The sequence below is a fragment of the Rhizobium leguminosarum bv. viciae USDA 2370 genome (assembly GCF_002008365.1).
GTDB lineage: Bacteria > Pseudomonadota > Alphaproteobacteria > Rhizobiales > Rhizobiaceae > Rhizobium > Rhizobium leguminosarum.
Window position 1 is genome coordinate 86574 of record NZ_MRDL01000023.1, and the last position, 22725, is coordinate 109298.

The 22725-nt window shown below is 56.5% G+C and carries 17 protein-coding genes and 2 pseudogenes; 7 read left to right on the top strand and 12 right to left on the bottom strand.

The features are described 5' to 3' along the window. Positions 1–21: 21 nt before the first annotated feature. The 4 genes from BS629_RS10635 to BS629_RS10650 all read right to left on the bottom strand — a co-directional run bounded on the left by BS629_RS10635 (position 22) and on the right by BS629_RS10650 (position 4309). Positions 22–1230: a glycerophosphodiester phosphodiesterase family protein gene (locus BS629_RS10635; RefSeq protein ID WP_020572027.1), complete on the bottom strand. Its 1209-nt coding sequence runs from the start codon at positions 1228–1230 to the stop codon at positions 22–24. Positions 1231–1534: 304 nt separating this feature from the next. Further along, a complete protein-coding gene (locus BS629_RS10640; protein WP_245315079.1) occupies positions 1535–2056 on the bottom strand; it encodes a GNAT family N-acetyltransferase in 522 nt (173 codons plus the stop codon). 154 nt (positions 2057–2210) lie between these two features. Next, complete coding sequence (locus tag BS629_RS10645; RefSeq protein ID WP_018517066.1) at positions 2211–2882, bottom strand: HAD family hydrolase; 672 nt, start codon at positions 2880–2882, stop codon at positions 2211–2213. Positions 2883–3022: 140 nt separating this feature from the next. After that, complete coding sequence (locus BS629_RS10650) at positions 3023–4309, bottom strand: DegT/DnrJ/EryC1/StrS family aminotransferase (RefSeq protein ID WP_077988182.1); 1287 nt, start codon at positions 4307–4309, stop codon at positions 3023–3025. A gap of 458 nt (positions 4310–4767) precedes the next feature. Between BS629_RS10650 and BS629_RS10655 the strand changes: the two genes are divergently transcribed. After that, complete coding sequence (locus BS629_RS10655) at positions 4768–6042, top strand: ROK family protein (RefSeq protein WP_026242369.1); 1275 nt, start codon at positions 4768–4770, stop codon at positions 6040–6042. 36 nt (positions 6043–6078) lie between these two features. Here the strand turns inward: BS629_RS10655 and BS629_RS10660 are convergent. The 6 genes and pseudogenes from BS629_RS10660 to BS629_RS10685 all read right to left on the bottom strand — a co-directional run bounded on the left by BS629_RS10660 (position 6079) and on the right by BS629_RS10685 (position 13749). Next, positions 6079–7978, bottom strand: a pseudogene (locus BS629_RS10660) (methyl-accepting chemotaxis protein). Positions 7979–8160: 182 nt separating this feature from the next. Further along, positions 8161–9327: an ABC transporter ATP-binding protein gene (locus BS629_RS10665; RefSeq protein ID WP_077988183.1), complete on the bottom strand. Its 1167-nt coding sequence runs from the start codon at positions 9325–9327 to the stop codon at positions 8161–8163. Between the two features lie 78 nt (positions 9328–9405). Beyond that, positions 9406–10431, bottom strand: a complete 1026-nt coding sequence (locus BS629_RS10670) for a Gfo/Idh/MocA family protein (RefSeq protein ID WP_077988184.1) — start codon at positions 10429–10431, stop codon at positions 9406–9408. Positions 10432–10459: 28 nt separating this feature from the next. Then, positions 10460–11293 carry a carbohydrate ABC transporter permease gene (locus BS629_RS10675; protein WP_077988185.1) on the bottom strand — a complete coding sequence of 278 codons (834 nt, stop codon included), beginning with the start codon at positions 11291–11293 and terminating at the stop codon, positions 10460–10462. 1 nt (position 11294) lies between these two features. Then, entirely contained in the window at positions 11295–12224 is a 930-nt protein-coding gene (locus BS629_RS10680) for a carbohydrate ABC transporter permease (RefSeq protein WP_032982638.1), read from the bottom strand. Between the two features lie 70 nt (positions 12225–12294). Next, positions 12295–13749, bottom strand: a complete 1455-nt coding sequence (locus BS629_RS10685) for an ABC transporter substrate-binding protein (protein ID WP_077988186.1) — start codon at positions 13747–13749, stop codon at positions 12295–12297. Between the two features lie 286 nt (positions 13750–14035). Between BS629_RS10685 and BS629_RS10690 the strand changes: the two genes are divergently transcribed. Continuing rightward, entirely contained in the window at positions 14036–15295 is a 1260-nt protein-coding gene (locus tag BS629_RS10690) for an ROK family transcriptional regulator (protein WP_077988187.1), read from the top strand. A gap of 116 nt (positions 15296–15411) precedes the next feature. Here the strand turns inward: BS629_RS10690 and BS629_RS10695 are convergent, their stop codons facing one another. Next, a complete protein-coding gene (locus tag BS629_RS10695) occupies positions 15412–16569 on the bottom strand; it encodes an ROK family transcriptional regulator (RefSeq protein ID WP_018482070.1) in 1158 nt (385 codons plus the stop codon). A 147-nt stretch (positions 16570–16716) separates the two neighbouring features. On the opposite strand from BS629_RS10695, the gene BS629_RS10700 reads away from it, so the two are divergent. The 5 genes and pseudogenes from BS629_RS10700 to BS629_RS10720 form a co-directional block, all read left to right on the top strand. Further along, positions 16717–17721 (top strand): extracellular solute-binding protein, encoded by a 1005-nt coding sequence (locus BS629_RS10700; RefSeq protein WP_077988188.1) that lies wholly within the window; start codon positions 16717–16719, stop codon positions 17719–17721. A gap of 50 nt (positions 17722–17771) precedes the next feature. Next, positions 17772–18776, top strand: coding sequence for an ABC transporter ATP-binding protein (locus BS629_RS10705; RefSeq protein WP_026236765.1), 1005 nt, complete (start codon positions 17772–17774; stop codon positions 18774–18776). Then, positions 18773–20482: an ABC transporter permease gene (locus tag BS629_RS10710; protein WP_077988189.1), complete on the top strand. Its 1710-nt coding sequence runs from the start codon at positions 18773–18775 to the stop codon at positions 20480–20482. The genes BS629_RS10705 and BS629_RS10710 overlap by 4 nt, the downstream gene beginning before the upstream one ends. 17 nt (positions 20483–20499) lie before the next feature. Continuing rightward, the gene (locus BS629_RS10715; protein ID WP_018482066.1) at positions 20500–21423 is read left to right on the top strand and encodes a sugar phosphate isomerase/epimerase family protein; all 924 of its coding nucleotides are present in this window, start codon (positions 20500–20502) and stop codon (positions 21421–21423) included. Between the two features lie 322 nt (positions 21424–21745). Next, a pseudogene (locus BS629_RS10720) lies at positions 21746–21889 on the top strand (L,D-transpeptidase); the annotation flags it as partial. A 37-nt stretch (positions 21890–21926) separates the two neighbouring features. On the opposite strand, the gene BS629_RS10725 reads toward BS629_RS10720, so the two are convergent. Continuing rightward, entirely contained in the window at positions 21927–22649 is a 723-nt protein-coding gene (locus BS629_RS10725; RefSeq protein ID WP_077988190.1) for a Crp/Fnr family transcriptional regulator, read from the bottom strand. Positions 22650–22725 lie beyond the last annotated feature (76 nt).

The window sequence follows — 22725 nt, forward strand, 5'->3', positions numbered from 1 at the left end:
TTTGGAAGCGGAGGTCTTGCTCTAGCGCGTGAGCTCGGTGGTGTTGCGGCGCCCTATCTGGCGCAACATATCGCCGACTACGTCGGGCCAATCAGTGGTGATAAGATTGGTACGATTGACGATCGCCATCTCCGGATCTCCTCGGTAATCTGGTACGATCCCTCGTTGAGCGGTCGATTTCGGATCCGTGTTGTGGTCGAAGCAGCATTTTCCGGCGCTGTTGGCGACGCCCTCTGGAAAGTAGTTACTTTCATGATAGGTGGCGAAGCCCTGCTTCTGGTCGATATAGTCGAAATATGCCTGCAGACCGTCACCTTTATAGAATTGGTTCATTTCAAACTGAATGGAGAACGGCGCCACATTCCATTGATCGTAGATTGAGTCCTCGTGGGGATCGTAGCTGGAATCCTTCACATTCTCGTCATCCGGGTTTTCGACGACAATTAGCCCGCCAATGAGGTTGGGGTCGTAGGTCGTCCGATTTAAAATCGTGCCGACATCCACCGCATCCTTTGCTTTGAGCTTGAATACAACGGCTTTGCTGAGTTTCGCATTTCCCTTGGTCGCGAGAATGTCAAGGCAGCGTTGCATGAGCTCGATGGGATCAGTAGGGTCCTGATCATCGACTGCCGCCTTGATATCGACGATCATCACGTAGCCATGACCATCATCGGAGACATATTGGGCGAGTAGATCAAGCGCGGCAGAGAACGTTAGGAACTTCGCCTTTCGCCCTTGTGAATCCGTAAAAACGCGGCCATGTCGGTCCCGTAGATCGGCCTGTCGTAGCTGCGAAAAGTTCTGATTATATAATAGGCCGCTTCCAGTTGACTCGCGCTCAATCCTGTAGTCGTGAGATAGAACGACTTCATTGTCAGCGGTGAAGCGGGCATCGACTTCCACGCTCTCGATCTGCGAATTCCAGGCGTCTTGCAAGGCATAGGCTGAATTCTCGGGATAGATCTCCCAAGATCCGCGGTGCGCAGATAGCAGGACCAAGTCATCGTCGGGTTTCGGCAGCTTAAACATGTTTCTTGTAATCGCACTTACAAGATATGGTGAAGGCTTTACCGGAAGCAGCGCCTCTGCTTCGGCATAGGATGGAATAGCGAAAGCAAAAAAAGAAGTCAAAATGAGCGATGCCCGCAGATCCCGTCGGCCGCCGAGGTAACCAAAACGCGAGGCGTAAGAATTTAGGATCGCTGATGCTACGTTGTTGCTGGTGTGCATAAGGTTTCAGAACCTTTCGATGGGAATTTGGGTAGCTCGCTACGTTGTACGGCCTGTTCCTGGGGCTTTTTGCAACAGCACGAACCGCCTCAGCAGTGGCTAAGGCCTGGGCTGGGAACGAAAGAGGGGAGATGGCCTCGCTACGCGATGGGATTTGTTAGCCGACCGCCTGGTTCCCCCCTTGCTCTATGGCTGTAATAACAGGCTGTTCGACATCAAGATGATCCATAAAAGCGGAGCCTAACAAAGGCGTTGCGTTAAGAGAGTTTCGGTGAAAGCAGCTTGGAGCTCGACACGATTATTTTCATCCTGGTGCAGCGGTTCTCAGGTGAGGAGGCGTTGGCAGGGTTTTCTCCATCAAAGCTGCTGCGCCATAGGGTGTTTGGACGCAATCAATTGCCTGCCAGCCGCTCTTTTCGTAAAGAACTCGCGCGTCCTCCGTTATCAAGAAAAGGCTTTTGTAACCGAGGCGCGATGCTTCGTGCTCCAGCCGCTCGATCAACAACGTGGCTATCCCTTTCTTGCGGTGAAATGGATGGACAAAGAGCGACTTAAGCCACGGGGATAGATGAGATTTTCCATCGAAATCACGATCAGCCAACGTGACCATCCCAACCGGCAATGCGTTTTCAATGGCAATCAATGTTAGCGGTATCAAATTTTTTGTTGCTGCTTCAAACTCGCCCCGCGTTTGTTCGTACGAGCCATTTGATTGAGAACCCCATTGTCCGAAAGTCCAACTTGCGCAAATGGAAATGAATTTCGGAAGTCTTTCTAGGTACTCGATCGTTACCGGAGTTGCAGCTACCATTGGTTTCGCGGTCATAGTATCTCCATTCTTCTGGCGGGCCGAGCAATCGAGCGAGGATCGGTCAATTTGAGGTGAAGCCCGTGCACCAACCGATGCTATCGGATCCCACGATATATCCTGGACGGTGACGCTGCGATTCAAGACGCTTCGCCTGAGCGCAACTGCGTGATCACAAAGCTGCTAAGATTTGTGGCAACGCCGTCATGCGGCTAAACAGCTTTGTGGCACCTGCCTCCATCAGTTTGTCTCCATGCCCAGCAAGGCAATGAGAGCCACCCACGAAGCCAATCACCATCATCCCGGCTGCCACTGCCGCCTGAGTTCCAGCAACGCTGTCTTCAATAACGAGACAACTGCCAGCCGGTGTGTTCATATTCTGTGCTGCAAACAGAAAGAGATCCGGCGCTGGCTTACCACGCGCAACTTGCGAAGCGCTGAAGACATGGGGCCAAAAGAAATCATGCAGGTCTGTGACTTTAAGAGCCAAGCAGAGCTTCGCAGCATCACTGTTCGACGCCACGCACTTCCTTAAATTGATAGCTTCCAAGGTTTGCCGAACGCCGCTGGTTGCACGCAGATCACGAGCATATCGATTTGCAACTTCGGCCATCACACGTTCATGATGATCCTCCGGTAGGCGCAAGCCGCCCTCGGATTCTATGACTGAATAACTTTGCTGGTCAGTCATTCCTATGAAGCGATCGTTATACTCTTCAGCGGATATGATATAACCACATTTCGCCAAAGCTTCGATGTGCACCCTGGTTGCGATAAGCTCGCTATCGACGAGAACCCCGTCGCAGTCGAAGATCAGTAATTCCGGACTTTTCGAAAAAGACATACAAGGAGTCCTCGTTGTAGAATCACTCTGAGTTTTGTCCCAGCGCAGCTTTCAATCTTCCGGGCATTGAGCAAAGTATGATTGAAAAGGATCGGATGTTGACCATTGCGGCACTGGGAAATTGGTGCGACGCGCGGGGCTCAGCCAGAAATTGCTCCTGCGGCGACCTTCGGACCTTGCCTATGAAGAGCATTCCAAACCTTGTGAAACGCCTCTGCATAAAGCTTCATCAATTCGCCATCGTTGGGTGGCGCAATCTCGGAAACGTAAAACATCGTATCCAAGAGTTTCACTGTATTTGGAAAATCGGCAGCCTTCCAGTTGTCGCGAATGTCTGGAAGATATTCGAATACGGGCTTCGTGAGCCAAACACAGATAGGCACGCCTTCGGCCTGCAGCGATTTCACCACGAAATCCCTTGCAGCCGGGCCTGGCGCGAAGCCAAGTGCCGCAGGTTCGATCCGGAGGGGAAAGTTGAGCATCGAATGGTCGCAGTCAGATGGGTTGAAAAGAGGAAATATACCCACAAGCTCGCTGATCATCTCCCATAAAAGCTTGCTATTGTCTCTTCGGATTTGCAGTTGCGTATCCATCTCAGTGACCCGCAAGTTCGCTATAGATGAAGAGAATACGTTGGGCCTGTAGTTGTACCCTTGGGAATAGGGCGAGAATATTCGCGCTCCGCTCCGAGACGAGGTGGACAGCGATACGCGATCAACATGTGCAATCAAGGTGGCGTCTTCCGTGATGACAAATCCTAGCTCCCCAGCCCCAAGGTGCTTGGCGCCGTTTCCGGATAGAGCGAGTGCGTCTGCATCAAGATGCGCACCGTCGACGATTGGTTTCGCGGCGCCGATCGATTGGCAGATGTCGTCGATCACAGCAATGCCTTGAGCTCGCGCTGCAGACCTCGCGTCGGGGACGAGAACATTGTTTCCGAAAAGGTGAGTGACTAAAACTGCAGCCACGTTGGGGCCGAACTCTTCAGCGGCGGCGCGCTGATCAATCCCGGCCAAGTTCATGTCGACATCAACGAAGACGGGTTGAAGACCGCTGATCGTGATTGGCCCTACCGCTCCCGGCCAATTCAATGCTGCGGTAACAACTTGCTCGCCTCGCTCTTTCACGTAGTCGAGCTCGATGTGAATGGCTGCCGTTCCGCTGCCGACAGCGCGCACTTGCCACTTCCCGGTCCACCTTGCAAGGCTTTCCTCCAAACCGCTCACAATTGGATGATTAACGCGGTGATATCTTCCACCATCCACAACTCCACGCAGGGCATCCGAGTGCTTCTTCTCCGCGGCGGGCCAAGGTGTAACACGTCCCTGGGGGACCACAGGCTTCCCACCGAAAACGGCGAGCTTCTCGACTGAGAAAGCACCAGTTGCGTTGCGAGTTATGAGCCGTAGTGCACCGAATCTGTTCATCTCGATCTCCAATCATGCTCATTAGAATGCTGATCAGCCCACACAAACGCTAGCACTGCTTTCCCCGGCATGATAGCTCAAACTAAGTATATAAAAAAGTATATGCTAAATTATATTCAAGCTACGCGAGATAAAATAAGTATAATATTCGATTCTGTCGTGTATGGTCAGGCAGCTGCTTGGGCGTCACCTTGGTCAGCTTCTGCACGGAGCGCTTGGGATATTTCAATAGTTTTTAACGATTGGGCGGACACTAAGATCACTGAATGAAGGCTTGGGACGGGAACCGGCCAAAGTTTCCCGTAAACGCCAGGTGCCGATCATAAGATGCGTTGGAAGAACAGCACATGGCCCCCAGATCATAACCCGAGCCTCACCAGATTGCGAAGAAGCGGTTAGCCCCCTGATAGTGCTGGCCGTTGGCGGCGCAATTGGTTCGGCCAACAGGATTGGATGCTATGGACTCTTTGATAAGAAGACTCGAAGCTCACCGACTGGGAGAAAGTGAGGGCAGTTCTGACGATCGCCATAAAGATGAGAGCGCTAAGGGTATAGTACCGGCCCAAAAACTGATTCCAACGCGAACCTTGGGCCCTGCGAATCGGGGCCGATTGCTGCAAGCCTTGTACGACATAGGGCCATCCAGCAGGGCGGACCTGGCCCGCCTTGCGGGTGTGACTCGAGGGACTATCGGAGGGATTGTGCAGCCCCTGATCGATCAGGGTGTTCTTGCGGAAGGAGAGGTGATACCTCCCAACGAAGCAGGCGGCAAGCCGGCTACCAAGTTGTGGTTTTCCAAGGATGCAAGGCCAATATGCGCGGTGCTCCTGATGCACGACCGCGTGAGTGCTTGTTTGGTCTCTTTGGAGGGCAAGGTCTATGCTCAACACGCCGCCGATTTTCCGAAGAACCTTACACACCCCACCGACGCATTCCGAATTATAAGCACCTGTGTCGAAGAAACCATCGCATCTGGCAAACCGATCTTAGGGATAGGTGTAGCAGTTGCAGGAATGATCAATACGGAGACGGGCACAATTGTGACCGCCAGTCTCGGGCCATTCCTGGACGGCTTACCGCTCGAAGCCGAGTTGCACAAAAGGTTCGGCGTTACCGTGTGTGTCGATCAGGATACCAGAGCCTTGCTGGTTGGGGACCGATGGTTTGGACAAGGCCGCGGCCGGAGAAACTTCGCCTCCGTCCATATCGGCGAGACTTTGGGTGGAGCGCTTTACCTTGATGGGCATCTCTATCGGGGACCCGCAGGTGCAGGCGGCGAAATCGGTCATACGACCGTAGACATCAAAGGTCGGATATGCCAGTGCGGCCGACGTGGATGCTGGGAAACAATCGCCGGCTCGAAGTGGTTAACGGACGAGGCCAAGGTTAGGCGGTTGCCACAACCGCACTCACTGGATGTGAGCCGATTATTGACTCTGGCCAACGACGACGTCCCAGGCGCACGAGAATTACTTCGCGACTACGCGTTCAACATTTCGGTCGGCCTGGCGAACCTCCAGCAGTTCATGGCGCCCAATTTTATCGTTATTCACGGCGACATCGTACGAGGGGGAAACCCCATGCTTCATTTAATCCAGGAAAGCTTCCGGGAATTGGTATTCCATCGCCCGGGCGATGAAATTGCCCTTGCTTTCGGAGATAGCGAATGCCTGGCGGCTTTACGCGGTGCCGCCAGTCTGCTTCTTTCTGAATTGCTGAATTTCGTCATCTAAGGACATCCGCAATTCGTTCCTGCGGGAGGTCCGCGGTCATTGCCGGGATCTATCTGCAACTCGACCGTCACTCACTTTGCCGAGTTCGTTCGCGACCTTTGCCAGCATCCGGCGTGCTGGCAAAGATATTGACGCTGTTTCACGGTTGCTTTGACTGGTCTGCTGCTCAGACAGTGCATTCTCAATCTGAAACTCCGCCACAATCCCGCGCAACTGTTTTGCCTCAAGGGCAAGTGCCGTGCTTGCAGCCGTGGATTCCTCGGCCATGGCTGCATTTGCTGCGTAACCTGATCCATTCGATTGACTGTCCGGTTGACCTCAAAAAGGGTTGCGGACTGCTCGTTGGAAGCGGCCGTGACGGCATCAAGCTGAGTGTTAATCAGCACTATCTGGTCCACGATGATCTTGAGCGCCTCGCCGGTATCGCGGACCAGCTTGACGCCACTGCTGACCTCATCAACCGAATTGAGGATAAGATCCTTGATCTCTTTTGCTGCATGCGCAGAGCGTTGAGCAAGCTCCCGCACCTCCTGGGCAACCACTGCGAAACCTTTTCCTGCCTCGCCGGATCGTGCCGCCTCGACGCCTGCGTTGAGCGCCAGAAGATTGGTCTGAAACGCGATTTCGTCGATGACCCCGACAATACTGGAGATCTGCGAGGATGACCGTTCGATGTGTTGCATTGCCGCGACAGCGCTGGAGACCACTCCCCCGGAGTGGCGCGCCGACTTGTTTGCCTCGATCGCAACATGTCGCGCCTCCGCTGTGCGCTTTGAGGAACTGGCGACGTTCTGGGTAATTTGATCCAGCGCGGCGGCGGTTTGCTCCAGTGAAGCAGCCTGGTGCTCTGTGCGGCGTGACAGGTCCTGCGCGCTCAAACTGATTTCCTGCGCGCCATCATCTATCGATTCGGTTGCGTTCGACACAGCTCTCAAGCTCTCGGCGAGCTGGGCAACAGCAGCATTGAAGTTCGCCCGCAACGGTTCGAAGTCCTCGGCGAACTTGTCGTCGAGGCTGAACACGAGGTTCCCGTCGGCGAGATGCCTTAGGCCCTCTGCAAGCCCGGTCGTTGCCTCCGCCATATCCCGCGCCCGCTGACGATCGGTCTCGGCGAGACGCGCACGTTCAATCTCGTTTGCGCCACGACTTGTCTCTGCATCCTTTCCGAGATCGCGCGCCCTCGGGCCATCGATCCGATCTCGTCGCGGCGAATCGTTCCCTCAACAGTCGAAGTAAGATCGCCGTCGGCTATGACCTTCATCGTCGTAACCATCTGTTTGATCGGTTTGACCAACCAGGCGCGAATTGCGAGAAAGCCGAAACACGAGACAGCGAAGAGTGCCACAATAGCTGTTCCCAAACTCAGCACGGACGTGTCACGGACAACGTTTGAAACGCCAGCACGCTTTTGATCTGCGTCGGAAGCGAGTTTTTCCGTGACGGATGTGAATCTTGGTGAGATGGCAGCAAAGGCGGGTTGGCAAAGAGTGAGATAGAGTTGCTGCACCATGGCAAGCTCGGCTTCACTAGTTGCGCCGCGACCAACAGCGATGGCTGCACCACACGTATCGGTCAGGACGGAGAATCCATCCGCCTTCAACTTCGGCAGTTCGCTCTGCTCAGGAACTGCGGCAATCGCCATATCCATGAACCTGACGAAGTTTCCTCGTGCGTCATTCAAGCCAAATTCTGCGCGCGCCCTCGCCTCTTTCGACCGCGTCATCACCATGTCGCTGATGTTGGCACGCGCTATTTCCAGACTTCGGTTCGACTGGGTCAAGCGAAGTGCTGCAGATGCATCTTTGTCGAGAAGCTCCTGATAGCTGTCGTTAACTTTCAACATTTGCCGGCTCTGATAGAACGTCAGACCGAGTGCCATGACGCCAAAGACGGCCATGATGATAAAGAACTTACCGACAATGGAAATGTGTTTCACGGGCCACTCCTCTAAGCTCGGTGTCACTTACGGCGGATGGATGTTCAGATTCTGATGGTTTGATGTCTCGAGTTTTAAAAAAATGGCTGCCGCCGACCTCGTAATCGACGACAGCCAAGTTGCCTGGGAGGGCAGGAGAAAAGAGTTGAAACCCCAGCTGGCGATATTTCGTGCACGTTCTGTCAGTCGCGGATCGCAGCCCCCGTTACTGGGTCGAACCAGTGCAATTTCTCCAGGTCGACTGTCAATGGCAGCACCTGATTGGGTCGAGGTGTCAGCGCCGGTGGTATACGCGCCACAAGCCGGTTCTTACCCTTATTGGGAAAGTCTTCGGTATCTTCAGCATCGTTGATATTGACCGGCGGTGAGGCGATGTCGAAAAACACGAAAGTGTCGGCTCCAAGCGCTTCGGCAACCGGGATCTGCTCATTGAACAACGCCTCGGCCTCGGGACAAACCTTGAACATCTCCGGGCGAATTCCAACAACGACTTGTCGCCCGGCAAAGACCGACAATGCTGGCTGGGCGGGGATGGAGAAGGATATATTCGTTCCGGTAATCGCAGCTTTCAGCGTCCCGGCTTCCGCTGTCAGCTCGATGCGTACGAAATTCATGGCGGGCGAACCGATGAACCCCGCGACGAACAGATTGGACGGCTTGTCGTAAAGCTTCTGCGGCGTGTCGATCTGCTGAAGATTACTCTCCTGTCCGTTAAACACCGGCTTCAGCACAGCCACGCGATCGCCCATGGTCATAGCCTCGACCTGATCGTGGGTCACATAAAGGGTTGTGACGCCGAGCCGCTGATTAAGCAGCTTCAGTTCACCGCGCATCTGCACGCGGAGCTTGGCATCCAGGTTGGAAAGAGGTTCGTCCATCAAGAAGGCCACGGGATGGCGAACGATCGCTCGACCCATCGCCACGCGTTGGCGTTGACCACCAGACAATGCCCCCGGTTTGCGCTCGAGATAGCGCGCGAGATCAAGCATTTCGGCTGCATCGCGCACCAGCTTGTCAATCTTGTCCTTGGGCATTTTGCGCTGCTGCAAGCCAAAAGCCATGTTGTCGTAAACAGTCATATGAGGGTAAAGCGCGTAGTTCTGGAAAACCATCGCAATATCCCGGTCCTGGGGTTCTGTCTCCGTCACATCAGCGTCATCCATGAGCAGCCGGCCGCTGTTGAGCGCTTCAAGACCCGCTGCCATCCGCAATAATGTCGACTTGCCACAACCCGAGGGGCCGACCAACACGACGAATTCTCCGTCCGCGACCGAAAAACTTACATTCGCAACGGCAACGGTTCCGTCCGGAAAGGTCTTGCCGATCCCGTCGAAGGTCATGGACGCCATTTTTATGTACTCCCCGTATTTTCAAGCGAGGCAAGCCGCACCGTTATGCGGACATGCCCCGCGCCTTTGGTTCCGGCTTTAGCCGATGTTCACAGCCTTGCCGGTCGCAACGGATTCCTCGATGGCGGCCAGGATCTTGGTGTTTGCCAGGCCGTCCTGCGCATCTGCCAGCAGCGGAGCGTCACGCAGGACGCTATCGACAAAGCGAGCAATGGACTCCAGGACAAAGCCGCCGATACGCGTCGCGCCGGTGGGCGTTATGCCGATATAGTCATTGTATTTCAGTCCGCCGTCGACGATACGGCGCAGGCCGCCGCTATGGGTCGGGTCTGCCTGGATCTGGCCCTTTTCACCAACGAACTCGACCTTGAAATCGACGAGCGAAGGATTGTCGCGCGACAGGATCCAGCTGTTCTCCATGGTCACGACCGTGCCCTTGGAAAATTCAAGGATCGACGCATGGAAGTCTTTCGTATCCACGCCGCCGGCAGACAGTGTCCCAGAGCGGGCGACGGAATAAACACGCACGACCTCGTCTGCGAGAATGAAACGCAGGACATCGACGAGGTGGCTTCCCAGGAACCAGAGTGCCGAAGACTTTGCAGCCCAGCTCAGCATTTCGAATGGAACGAATGTCGTATTCGAAAGACGCGCGGTCCCGTGCTTTGCCAAGCCGATCTGACCGTCCTGAATCATGTCGCGAACCTGGGCGAGGATCGGATTCACACGGTTGTGGAAATCAATCATCAGCTTGCCCTTGGATTTTGCGGCAGCCGCGGCAATTTCCTCGGCTTCACTCACCGTCGTCGCAAGCGGCTTTTCGCTCAACACGTGTTTGTCAGCTTTCAGAGCGGCGAGGATTATCGGCGTGTGGGTAAAGTCGGGTGTCGCAACCGAGATCGCATCGATCTGATCGCTGGAGATCAGCTTCTGATAATCGGTGAAGGCCCGCGTTGCGCCGTAGGTTTCCTTCATCTTCAGCGCCCTGCCCTCATCGAGGTCGCAGACGCCGACCAGCTCGGTCTCCGGCAAGACATTAAAGGTGTGGGCGTGATTGCCGCCCCAAAGACCGGCGCCAATGACGCCCATTCGCAGTCTGCTCATTTCATTACTCCATTCATAAAGGGAAAGCTCAGCCCTTCACCGAACCAAAGGTGAGGCCTCGTACGACGTATCGATCGAAAACAAGGAAGATGATCATCGGAGGTATCATCGCGAGCACTGCGGCGGCGGCGATGTAGTTCCAGGTCACTCCGCTCGTTGCGAAATATCCAAGTGTTCCGATCGGAAGAGTGGCGGTCGAGCGTGAGCTCAGCACCAGCGGAAAAGCGGCATTGTTCCATGCGAACACGAAGGCGAACATCGACGTGACAATGACGCCGGGACGAACGATCGGCAGCGTGATCCGCAACATGATCGTGTACCAGCGGGCGCCGTCGACCCGGGCAGCCTCCTCCAGTTCCACCGGCACTTCATCGATGAAACTCTTCATCAACCAGACGGAAAACGGGATCGTCAGCGTCTGCAGGACCAGGATCATGGAGAAATAGGAACCCTGCAGACCGATGCGCGTGATGAGGATGAAATAGGGGATCAGGAACGCGACCGGCGGGGCCATCAGCAACCCGAGATACCACAACATGATGTTCTTCTTGCCGCGTAGCTTGAAACGGGACAACGCGTAGGCAGCAGGAACCGAAAAGGGCAGATTGAGTAGCACAGCACCGATTGCGACGATGAGGCTGTTGACCAGTTGCGGCGCGTTGGTACCCGGATCGACGAGGATGTGCCGGAAAGCATCGAGATTGGGTTCGAAGGTAAGTTGCGGCGGCATGGTGAATGCCGTCTCGGCCGGCCGGATCGCAAGAGCGATGAACCACAGAATCGGACCGACAAAGATTGCCAGGAAGAGGAGGCCGGCGGCGTAGGTGAGTGCCGTGTTGAAGCTCGTGTGGCGGCGGGACATTTTACCACTCCTCGTTTCGGAACGCGAAGAAGACGTAGAGGGCAACGATGACGTTGACGATCAGCACGGTGATCCAGGTCATGGCGCTGACCAGGCCGATGTTGAAGTTGACAAGGCCCTGTTCGTAGAGAGAGTATCCAAGGGTGCGCGTCGACGTGCCCGGTCCGCCGCGGGTGAGCACAAGCACTGTGTCGAAGGTGTTGAAGATCTGCATGAAGCGCAGCATGACGATAATGATTGCGGTGCGCTTGATCAGCGGCAGCTTGATCCGCATCAGGATCGTCCATGCAGACGCGCGATCCAGGCGTGCGGCCTCCAAAATCTCGTCGGGCACGGCCAAAAGGCTCGCATAGAGAACGATTGCAAAGAACGGCGTCCACTGCCAGATGTCGACGAAGAGGATGGCCGCGAGTGCTGTCGATGGCGAGCCAAGAATTCCCTCTGCGGGAACGGGGAGCCAGAGCGACTGCAACAGCCAGCTCAACAGTCCACCGCCGGGATCATAGAGGTAGCGGAACAAAAAGCCGACGACGATGGGCGCGATCGTGGTGGGCAAGATCAGCAGGGCCCGCACGATGTTCATGCCAGGCAGTGCCTTGAGCAGAATGAGTGCAATCGCCAGGCCGAATATGAATTCAAGTGCCGTGCCAAGGATCGACAGGATCAGGGTATTGGTGAGCGCGGCGCGAAAGTCGAATGCGTTGAAGGCCTGCACATAATTTTCGAAGCCAACGAACTGGAGCGGCTCCGGGCCGATTTGCAGGTTCCAGAAGTAGAAGCTCGATCTTAGGGCAAACAGCAAGGGGTAGGCGATCAGAGCGAGCAGCATCACCACCGAAGGCGCAATCAGCAAGTATGGCAGGTTTCGTCGGATAAAGCTCTTCCGGGCAGGCCCGAAGGCTCGCGGAGAGCGAACAGTTGTCGTGTGCATTGCCAGATCCAGTTCTTCTTCAAGTGGATGCCGGCGCGATCGCTGTCGCGCCGGCCCGAGGAGAACTCTGTTACTTCTTGGCGATCAGGGCTTTGGCCCCGTCAAGAGAATCCGAGTAGCTGTCCCTTTGATAAGGGATCATGAGATTGCCCTTCAGGATGCTCTCGAACAGGCTGTTGGCGCGCTCGAGGCCGGTCTTCGGCTCCTCGCTGCCGGTCAGAAGCTGGTTCAATGTGAGACCCAACACGCTTTCGACAGCCGTGTAACCAGGGACCGGCGGGCGTGCGACCTTGCCGTTGCCCTGCTTCATCATCGCATACTGCACATCGAGGTAAGGATAGATCGCCTTGACTTCCTCGTCTTGATAGAGCGAAACGCGCGCAAAGTCGGAGAACTGGTAGTTGAGGTCCGGCCAAAGAGCCATTTTCTTCTGCGTGGCCTTCGAGGTCGCCCATTTGATGAAGGCGTAGCCTGCCTCTTGCCTTTCGGAACTGGATGGGATGCCAAGGCTCCAGCCACCGAGGCTGACCGTCTGAGGCACGCCCTCAGCTTTCGGCAAGGCTGCGGTTGCATACTTCTCCATGACGTCCGATTTCTTACCGGTCATGTAACCGGAATTCTTGATCAGATAGAAGTACGGGGTCCACCAATAGAACATGCCGATGTCGCCCTTGGCGAAACGGGTGCCGGCGTCGAACCAGACATAATTGATGGCTTCAGGCGGAGACAGCTTGTAGAGCTGCCTGTAGACTTCGACAGACTTGATCCAGGCCGGGCTTGTCAACTGCGGGGAGAAATCCCACGGGGCGGTCGGGAACGATTTGAACCAGTTCGCCCCGTGGCTTGCTGAGACCTGCGTAAACATGTGGACGATCGGCGACGGCTGGGAACCGCAAACGACGGTTGGGAAGAGCGGCTTGCCGCCAAATGATTTGCCTTCCATCGACTTCAGGGTGTCGACGTATTTCGTCCAGGTCCAGTCTTCCGACGTCTCGGTCGGCGGTGCTGCAATGCCGAGTTCGTCAAAGACGTCCTTGCGGTACATAACCCCCTGGGCATAGGCGGCGACCGGCAATGTGCCGACCTGGCCGCGCCACATATTCGAGGAGTAAAGGACCTCCGGGATGAAGTCTGAGAGATCGAATTCGTTGTCCTTGGCAATAAAATCATTCAGTGAGATGATCCAGCCATTGTCGAGGTACTGCCCGAGCCACATCTGGTCGACAACGATGACATCGGCGTCGGAGGTCTTGGCGACAAAGGCAGAGACGAGGCGCGACTGAAGGGCGTCATACGAGAGGCTTTCCAGTTCCACCTTGATGCCGGTTTCCTTCTCGTATTCTGGCACCAGCGCCTTCATTGAGAAAAAGAATGGGTCTTCAACGGACAGGACGCGCACCGTGTTCGCATCCTGTGCCGCCCCTCGCCGTGGCACGGCCAATGATCCCGCGCCAACCACAAGAGCTGCGACGGAAGCGCTTTTCAGCAGGTCACGTCGCGACATATTTCCGATATCGATTGTCATAAACAGCCTCCTCAGTTGCTTCGTATCCCAACCCCGGCCCTTCAGCGCAGCCCTGGGCTTCCGCTTGTCGATACTGAGATTGTTACCCCTAATGTGCTTTTTGTAAGCAGTTAGTTTGTACCTCGCACAAACTTATGTTAGTGTCAAGAAGTTGTCGCGGCGAAAATTTCTGCGCTGTACCGCGGTTGTCATCGACGTCCTGCTTGCATCACCGGAAAGGGCCTTATGTTGTATGGCCGTTCGATAATGTACGGGCTAAAAGGATCCGGTAGATTGGAGAAGAGAATTGAAGTTTGAGAGCCAGCCGTCCTATTCGTTGGGCCAGCGCACCCCTGCAAGCAGAGAAGTCGCCGCCGGCGAGAACGGCGGTAACGTGACACTTGTCTCCCAATCGGCACTTGGCGCGATAAACCGCGGTCGCGTCCTTCAGGCCTTATATGATAACGGACCCAAAAGCCGGGCAGATCTCGCTCGACTTGCAGGTGTCAACCGGACCACGATAACCGGTATTGTGCAGCCGATGATCGAAGACCAGCTTCTTGTTGAGGGAGATGCGTCACCTTCCGACGTCAAAGGCGGCAAGCCGGCTCGTCCGCTTTATTTTAACCCCGATGCTCCGATGCTTGGCGCAGTCCTCCTTCTGCCCGGCACGATACAAACATGCCTCGTGGCGCTAACCGGTGAGATCAAGGCCGTTGCGAAAGCTGAGTTTGATACGCATGGCGACACAGAAGCATTCATCGCGGTCATGACGGAGACGCTTACTGCCACACTGTCTCAGGCCCAACAGGCGCCTTTCGGCATTGGCGTGGCCTCTGCTGGAATGATCGACAGTGACAATGGAACCATTCTTACCGTCAACCTTGCTCCCGTTCTAACGGGACTTCCCCTCGTAGCAATACTACAAGAACGCTTCTCTCTTCCGGTTGTCATCGATCACCACCCCCGTGCCTTGCTTGTTGGGGACAGATGGTTCGGACCCGGTCGCGGCCAACAAAATTTCGCAGCAGTCTATACTGGCGAGGTTCTCGGCGGCGCCTTCTTCATCGACGGCAAGGTCTATCGTGGACTCGCCGGATCCGGCGGCGAACTCGGTCACAGCGTGGTGCAGATCGATGGTGCCCTTTGCAATTGCGGAAAGCACGGCTGCTGGGAGACCGTCGCTGCCCTTCCTTGGTTACGAAAAGAAGCCGCCCGATTGAGCTTTCCGCATCCCAAGAGCGTCACCTGTGCCAGGCTTGTCAAGGAAGCAGACGAAGGCTCGAAGGCGGCAGAGGAGCTTCTCGACCGTTATACGCGGAACGTAGCCTTCGGCATCGTCAATCTGCAGCAAACACTCTCTCTCAACTCCTATGTCCTTCATGGAGACGTCGCCGGAGGCGGATTGAAGGCAGCAGAGCTGATCAGGCAGCATGTCGAGCAACTGGTGGTGAAGAGACCTGGTCAGGAGATATCGATCACGGTGAATGGTATCGGCGAAGGCCATACGGCTCTGCGCGGCGCCGCGGGTCTGGTTTTATCCAGCCACCTCAAGCTGGTCATTTGAGGCTTTGTAGCGGCACCGATCTGCAAGGAAGGGCTTGCGGACCTGCAAGGTGCGGTTCGCGCCTGGGCCTGCCCCGGTTGACTTCTTAAAGAGACTCAGGCGCGCAATCAAATTTTCTAAGGTCGGGATTTGGGCTTGCGACCGTTAAGGTAAGGACTGCCATCGTCTGCGACGGCGGCGGAAAAGAGAGAGGCAAAGAACGGAATGCAGGCCGCCCCGATCGCGCCGGCGCGAGGGCCAAGTCGAGAGGCCTCGACTGCGGCAGCCTCCAAACCGCGCGACGGGCCAAGGATTGGCTGACTGGAAATTGCGCGTACCAGCCTGTCTGTCACGAGTTCTGGCAGCCGTCCCCCAAGGACAATCAGCGCGGGGTCGAACATCGCCGTTGCTACACGTACCGTCTCGCTGAGCTGCTTTCCGGCGCGTTCAACCCAGATTTCTAACGCCGCTTCGGCGCTATCTGGCAACCGATCGAGGTCGATGAAGTCGTGGATGGCGAAGCCGGCACCGTTGAGGGTGGCAAAAAGGTCTTGGCCGGATGGGCGCGGCTGGTCGTACGGGTAGAGAACTCCGGGCAGGCAGGCGTTTCCATTGACACCGCGGTACGGCCGTCCGTCGATAACCGCCCCTCCCCCGACACCGTGTCCAATGTGAATGAAGAACATCGGATCAGGCTGCGGGATGCGTCCGCCGAACACATACTCTCCGAGCGCTGCAGCTGTTCCATCATTCTCGATGTAATAGGGCGCTTCGAAAGTCGCTTTAAAAGCTTGGTCCACCTCACCATCATCGAAAGCCGGGAAGAAGCTGTGGGCCTTGAGGATGTTCGACATCGTGCCGAAATTGCCGGGCACAGAGCAGCCGACCCCGAGAAGGCGATCCTTAGGCGTACCCAGGTCGGTCAGCATCGCCGCGATAGCAGCCTGCGCGGCGCCTGCCACAGACAAAGCCGTGCTGGTCTCGATGTCGACTGATCGGGAGGTAAGAATCTTACCTGCTAGATCAACAATTGCTACCTCCATTCGGGAGACCGAGAATGTTATCCCCGCGGAAAGATACCGGTCAGCCCGCAAGCTCAGCAAGCGCCGAGGCTGGCCTTGGGCGCCGGTCCGCTCGACCACCTCGATGAGAAGTCCGATCTCAAGTAAGCGACCTATCAGCCGAGTGACAGAAGCGCCTGTCATGCCGGACCGTTCGGCCAGGTCGACGCGCGCAATCTTCTTGCCCACGAAAATCAGTTCGACCAGTCGTCGTTCGTTCCGTGAAAGGTCCATTGGTTCCAAGAGTGCCTCAAATCGTTAGTAGCCAAAGAGCTATTGCAATATATATTAAATTACGCAATGTAATTAAACTGTCATGTAGCTCCGGTAATAAGGCGCCAAGCCGGGGATGACCGGCCAAACTGAAACGAGAGGAACACCATGCATCAGATCAAACGTTTATTGACCCTCGCAGCCGTACTGATCGCGGTCACCTCTCCGGCCTTGGCCAATAGTCTTGTCGTCTATTCACCTCAGGGAGAAGAGAACGTTCAGTGGATAATCGACCAGGCTAAAGCCGCCGGTCACGATGTGCAGTTTCTGCGCGCACCCGGAGGAGAACTTTTTGATCGGCTGGTCGCCGAGAAGAACAACCCCCAGGCCGATGTCGTACTCGGCATGGTCGACACGTCTATGGGTCTGCTCAAAAAGAACGGCCTGTTCCAACCATACACACCAGCCTGGGCAGCGGACCTCCCTGCGCAATACAAGGACAAAGAAGGCATTGTCTACAAATTCTGGAGCACACCGGTTGTCATCGCCTATGATTCCGACAAGCTTGCCGCTGAGCGGGCGCCGAAAAGCTGGCTGGACCTGACAAGGGGCGAATACAAAGCCAAATACGTCATCGGCAACACCGCCTGGCAGACGACAAGGGTCTATCTTGCCGGCATCTTGGCCCGGTTCCTCGACGACAAGGGCGAAGTCACTCAGGCTGGATGGGATTTTCTTGGCGCATTCTATGCGAACGCCATCGTTGTCGATGACGCCGATGCGCGCAAAGAAGCCTTCAAATCGGGCGGTGCGATCATCAATCTGAACTGGTTCGGCGGCGTCATCAAAGACGCCAAGGAGCTCGGCATGCAAGTCAAGGTCATTGACCCGGAAGGTGGCACGCCCGTCATCTCCGAAGGCGTGGCGATCATGGCGGGAACCGATCAGCTGGAGCAGGCAAAGGCATTCGTCGACTGGTTCGGCTCTGCCGATGTCATGGCCGGCTACGCCAAAAAGTTCGGTCAGGTTCCGGTGCTACCGGCGGCGCTGGCGAAATCACCGCCAGAGGTGCAGGCGAATGCGGAACTAGTCAAGGCGCAGCCTATCGACTGGGATGCCGTCGCGCCCAAACTGGACGGCTGGTTGCAGAAGATCGAGCTTGAAATCCGGTGAGGATGCAGGACCGGGCGACACAGATCGCCAGGCTTCACAGGAGTATGATCATGCCGACCCCGATCCTCATCATCGATAAACTGCATATTGGCTATGGCGATAAGGTAGTCATCCGCGACCTCTCGCTTGAGGTTCACGAAGGCGAGTTCGTTGCTCTGCTCGGGGCCTCCGGCAGCGGCAAATCCAGCGTTCTAAGGACCCTCGCCGGCTTTCATCCGGTCATGAGCGGGCGGATTATTCTTGAAGGAAAAGATATCACCAACGAGCCGCCGGAGCGCCGTAATGTCGGTATGGTATTCCAGAACTATGCGCTGTTTCCAACGATGACGGCGTTCGAAAACATCGCCTTTGCTTTGCGTGTGGCGAAGATGCCGCAGAGCGAGATCGGCAAGCGCGTCGCCCAGATCGCCGAAACATCCGGGATTACGGAGCAGCTGCACAAGAAGCCAGCGACCATGTCAGGCGGGCAACAACAGCGGGTCGCGATTGCGCGCGCGCTTGTCGCGGGCTCCAAGGTGCTTTTGTTCGACGAACCATTGTCCAATCTCGACGCCAAGGTGCGAGTGACGATGCGCCGCGAGATCAAGAGGCTCCAGCAGGAATTTGGCTTCACGGCAGTCTTTGTCACGCATGATCAGGAAGATGCACTCACGATGTCCGACACGATCGTCGTGCTGGCGAACGGTGGCGTTGAACAGATCGGTGACGGACGTACTCTTTATCGAGAGCCGGCGACGCCGTTTATCTGCGAGTTCATCGGCACCGCCAACGAACTGCCCACGCCGCTTGCCGGGCAAATCCTGGGCAGCGACGTTCGGGGGCGCATTTTTGTTCGCCACGAAGATGTACTCGTTGGGAAAGTGATACCAGCCGGGTTGCCGGCGACCGTCCGTCATGTGGAATTCCTTGGCGCCCACAGCCGTATCGACCTGGATACCGGCGGATACTTCATTTCGGCCGCCAGGATGGGGCACGAGTTACCCGAAATCGGTGAGACCGTGTCCTGGACGATCCGGCCGGGCTCGGTGCATATCTTCGAGGAAGCGGACAGATGAACCGCGCGGCTGCCGCCGAGCGCGTAGTCTATTGGATCGGGTTGGCGGCCCTGATCTGGATCGTCGTCACCTTCCTGATACTGCCGCTCGTCGCGTCACTTCAAACGGCATTTTTCAGGGACGGCAGCCTGGTGGTCGGTCAGACCCTAAGCGAACTTTCAAGATCACGAAGAGTGCGCGCTGCCCTTTGGAACACGGTTTGGATGACGTCAGCGACCATGGTCACGGTGACCATTGTCGGGATTTTCCAGGTGGTCGTCCTTGAATATTTTCACGTACGCGGTCGCGCACTCTTGAAAATCGCCTATGCAACGCCGCTGGTCTTCGGCGGTGTCGTTGCGGCGGCGGGCTATAACTTCACCTATGGTCCCGGCGGTGCGGTGACACATCTGGTGAAGGCGATCGTTTCCAGCCTCCCGCAAGACTGGTTCATCGGCTGGTTTGGCGTGCTCTTCACGCATACCTTTCTGATGACCAACTTTTACTATCTTTTTCTGCGTGCTGCGATGCGCCGCGTCGACTACGCAACCATCGAAGCCGCGCGCAGTATGGGTGCCTGGGAATATACGATCCTGTGGCGTGTGGTACTGCCCGCAATCATGCCGACGCTCCTCGCTGTCACCCTTCTCACCCTTTACACCGCGATCAGCTCTTTCGCCGCCCCTCAGGTGCTGGGCGGTCGCGATTTCCACATGCTGAGCCAGATGGTGCTGACTCTGAACAGCCTGCGCCGTCCCGACATGGCCGCCTTACTGGCGCTTATGATGGGACTGTGTCTCATGGCGCTTATCCTGCTGTCTCAATATTACGAAGCGCGCGGTTCCTATGTCGGCGGCGCGAAAGCGACTGCGCCCATCCAGCTACGCAAAATTTGCAGCCCGATCGGCAATACAGTGCTACATTTTTTTGCCTATCTTCTTGTGGCTATTTATGCGGTGCCGATCGCTCTTGTCGTACTCTTCTCCTTCGCCCCGGCCGCGAGCATCGGCATCGAAGTGATCCCATCCAGCCTGACCCTGAAGAACTATGCCCGCGTCTTTACCGAAGGCACCGCCTTTCTTCCGTTCTTCAACTCCATAGTGATGAGCCTTGCCGCGGTATCGGCGGCGCTGGTCGTTACGCTGTTTGCTGTCCCGGTTATTCTTGGCCGGCGCAGTTGGCTGACGCGCCTTCTAGACATCACTTTCTTCCTGCCATGGGTAGTTCCTAGTATTCTGCTCGCTGTCGGGCTGATCGTCACCTTCGACACGCCAAACCCGCTCGTTGGAAACGCAGTCCTCCTCGGCGGCTACTGGCTCCTGCCGATTGGCTACGCCATCGTCGCCTTGCCGCTTATGGTGAGGTTCCTGCGGGCAGCCTTCGTAGGAATCGATCCGGCCTATAACGAGGCGGCCCGCTCGATGGGCGCCACTGGTCTTTATCGCTATCGCCGCATCATTCTGCCGATAGTGGCGCCGACTGTAATCCTCGTCGCCGGGATGGCGTTCAACGATCTCCTGTCGGAATACCCCCTGTCGGCGTTTCTATACAACGTCAACAACAAACCGCTGCCGATTGCAATCGTAGACAGCTCGCTGTCTGTCGATCCTGAGCAGGCCGCGCTCAACCTTGTCTATGTCACTCTGATCATGGCGTTTTCACTGGCGATCATTCTGTTGGCCGAGCGCATCGGCCTTGGCAAAGGTCCAGAAACCACAACATTGTAGAACTGGAGACTGATCCATTGGATACCTGCATCACCGTCTGGCATTGGCCGCACCAGGAGCGTTGGTACGACGAAGGCATTCGCAACTCGCTCACCCTCATCAAGGAAGCTGGCTTCACACACATCAACTGGAATCCCGACTCCGGCAGTTCGTACTGGCTGGCCGACGCCGAGATCGAGTTTACAAGCAGGATCGTGGCCGATGCTGGGCTGAAAGTACACTCGGTTCATGGCAGCAATGGCCGCAATCCTATCACCGAGATCGGCCACAAAAACCCTGGCCCTTTCGCGATGGAGACGCGCAAGGACTTCCTGTCGCCGCATGAATGGCAGCGCCGCAGCGGAGTCGAGCTGTTGCGTAACCGTGTCGACCTGGCGGCCGCGTTCCAGTCCCCCAATATTGTTCTGCACATCGATATCAACGACAACGTCTTCGGCAGCGAAGCCGCCGAACGAGCGTTCTTCGACCCCCTTTTCCAGTCTCTCGACGAGATCAGGCCTTACTGCGTCGAAAAGGGCATCCAGATTGCCGCGGAAACTCTTCTTTGCGCCAACGCTCAGAATTTCCTCAACCTCTATGATCGGCTGTTCGCTCGATACGGCAAGGAGTTCATCGGCGTCTGCTTCGATTGTGGCCACTGGGAACTGATCGAGCCAGGCAAGCTCAGCGTGCTTGAGCGTTTCGCCGATCGCCTCATCGCTACTCACATTCACGACAATTTCGGAGCAATGGATAACCATCTCTTGCCATTCGACGGACGATTAGATTGGCACACGATCACCTCGGCGATCGCCGCAACTCCTTATCAGACTCCGCTCAACTTCGAGACGCCAATGGACCGGTATGGGATTCCAGAATCCGCCTACTATCGCCGCGCTCACAGTGTTGCTGTTAGGCTCGAGGAGATGGTCGCCGAGGCGCGCGAGAGGAAAAGCGCATGATGGCGAATGCGCTTACCCTCGACAATCCTCCACTACGTCGTGACAAAGGTAGCAGCGTTGACCCCTGAACAGTTCCGCGGTCCAGATGGATGGACAGTCGAGACCAAAGAATCTGTCGGCTACGTCGGTGCCGTCAATCAATAGGCGGAGATCCTCCAACAGGCAGAGATCCTCGCCGGCGACTGCTGGCCAACGACGTTTCAGACCACCTTGTAGTTGGCAAGGTGGTAGCGCGACAGTCATCTAACGGCTGATCGATCTGGTGAACGGTACTGCAAATTTCACCAGCAGGATACCCATTCGGCCAATTTCGATCGCCTACGGCGGTTACGCCGTTCATGCCACCTTCGACCTGAAACGCCTGGGCCGTCCGGCCTCGCATGGCTGCGTTCGGCTGCATCCCGATAATGCGGCGCAGTTCTTCTCGCTGGCGCCACAGGCTGGCCTCGCCAATACCGCGTCGTGATCACGCTCTGATCCCGAATTCGGCAGCTGATCCCGTTCTATGCGCTGATCATCCGCTCCAGCTCATCCATGTCGGGGACGATGATATGTCGAGAGTTCTCGATGCGAATGACACCGCTCTTGCGCAGCCTGGTCAACTGGCGGCTGACGGTTTCAATGGTCAGACCGAGAAAATCGGCGATCTCGGCGCGGGACAGCGGCAGGTCGAAAGAGGTGGTCGTGGCGGTCTGCGGTTCGGCGTGGGTGGCGATGAGGTGGAGCAGGCTTGCGACCTTCTCCTCGGCGGTGCGCCGGCCGAGCGTCAGCATCCATTCGCGCGCGGCGTCCAGCTCCTTCAGCGCCTGATCGTGCAGGCTGCGCTGCAGCTTCGGCGCCTCCGATATCATGCGGTCGAGCAGGTCGCGGGGGAAGACGCAGATTTCGGCGTCGGTCGCAGCCTGAGCCGACAGCATGCTTTCGGGCACGAAGGGCCTGCCGACGAAATCGGGGGCGAATTGCAGGCCGACGATCTGCTGGCGCCCGTCCGGCATCACCTTGCAGAGCTTTACTACCCCGCGCATGATGTTCGAATAGAAAGAGCTTTCCGACCCTTGAGCGATGATCTCGCTGCCGGCATCGACCGTGCGGCGCAGCGACTGGTGGCCGAGCTCTCGGAGTTGGCCGCTCCACAGCGCGCCGCAGACGACGCCGTACCGCGCTTGGCAGGAAGCGCAAGCGACGGGAGTGCCGGCGTCGGAAACCTTACTGCGTGCAACGTCCATTTCCTGATCCCTTCAAAATCCGCGTGTGCCATGATGTGGCTGCGCATGCTGGGCATACCCCAGACGATTACGCCGT

Bases quoted from the DNA above. Each gene is read 5' to 3' on its own strand.
- BS629_RS10645 (WP_018517066.1), bottom strand. From the start codon at position 2,882: ATGTCTTTTTCGAAAAGTCCGGAATTACTGATCTTCGACTGCGACGGG.
- BS629_RS10680 (WP_032982638.1), bottom strand. From the start codon at position 12,224: ATGCACACGACAACTGTTCGCTCTCCGCGAGCCTTCGGGCCTGCCCGG.
- BS629_RS10705 (WP_026236765.1), top strand. From the start codon at position 17,772: ATGCCGACCCCGATCCTCATCATCGATAAACTGCATATTGGCTATGGC.
- BS629_RS10725 (WP_077988190.1), bottom strand. From the start codon at position 22,649: ATGGACGTTGCACGCAGTAAGGTTTCCGACGCCGGCACTCCCGTCGCT.
- BS629_RS10670 (WP_077988184.1), bottom strand. From the start codon at position 10,431: ATGAGCAGACTGCGAATGGGCGTCATTGGCGCCGGTCTTTGGGGCGGC.
- BS629_RS10650 (WP_077988182.1), bottom strand. From the start codon at position 4,309: ATGAACAGATTCGGTGCACTACGGCTCATAACTCGCAACGCAACTGGT.
- BS629_RS10640 (WP_245315079.1), bottom strand. From the start codon at position 2,056: ATGACCGCGAAACCAATGGTAGCTGCAACTCCGGTAACGATCGAGTAC.
- BS629_RS10675 (WP_077988185.1), bottom strand. From the start codon at position 11,293: ATGTCCCGCCGCCACACGAGCTTCAACACGGCACTCACCTACGCCGCC.
- BS629_RS10685 (WP_077988186.1), bottom strand. From the start codon at position 13,749: ATGACAATCGATATCGGAAATATGTCGCGACGTGACCTGCTGAAAAGC.
- BS629_RS10710 (WP_077988189.1), top strand. From the start codon at position 18,773: ATGAACCGCGCGGCTGCCGCCGAGCGCGTAGTCTATTGGATCGGGTTG.
- BS629_RS10695 (WP_018482070.1), bottom strand. From the start codon at position 16,569: ATGGACCTTTCACGGAACGAACGACGACTGGTCGAACTGATTTTCGTG.
- BS629_RS10700 (WP_077988188.1), top strand. From the start codon at position 16,717: ATGCATCAGATCAAACGTTTATTGACCCTCGCAGCCGTACTGATCGCG.
- BS629_RS10665 (WP_077988183.1), bottom strand. From the start codon at position 9,327: ATGGCGTCCATGACCTTCGACGGGATCGGCAAGACCTTTCCGGACGGA.
- BS629_RS10655 (WP_026242369.1), top strand. From the start codon at position 4,768: ATGGACTCTTTGATAAGAAGACTCGAAGCTCACCGACTGGGAGAAAGT.
- BS629_RS10635 (WP_020572027.1), bottom strand. From the start codon at position 1,230: ATGCACACCAGCAACAACGTAGCATCAGCGATCCTAAATTCTTACGCC.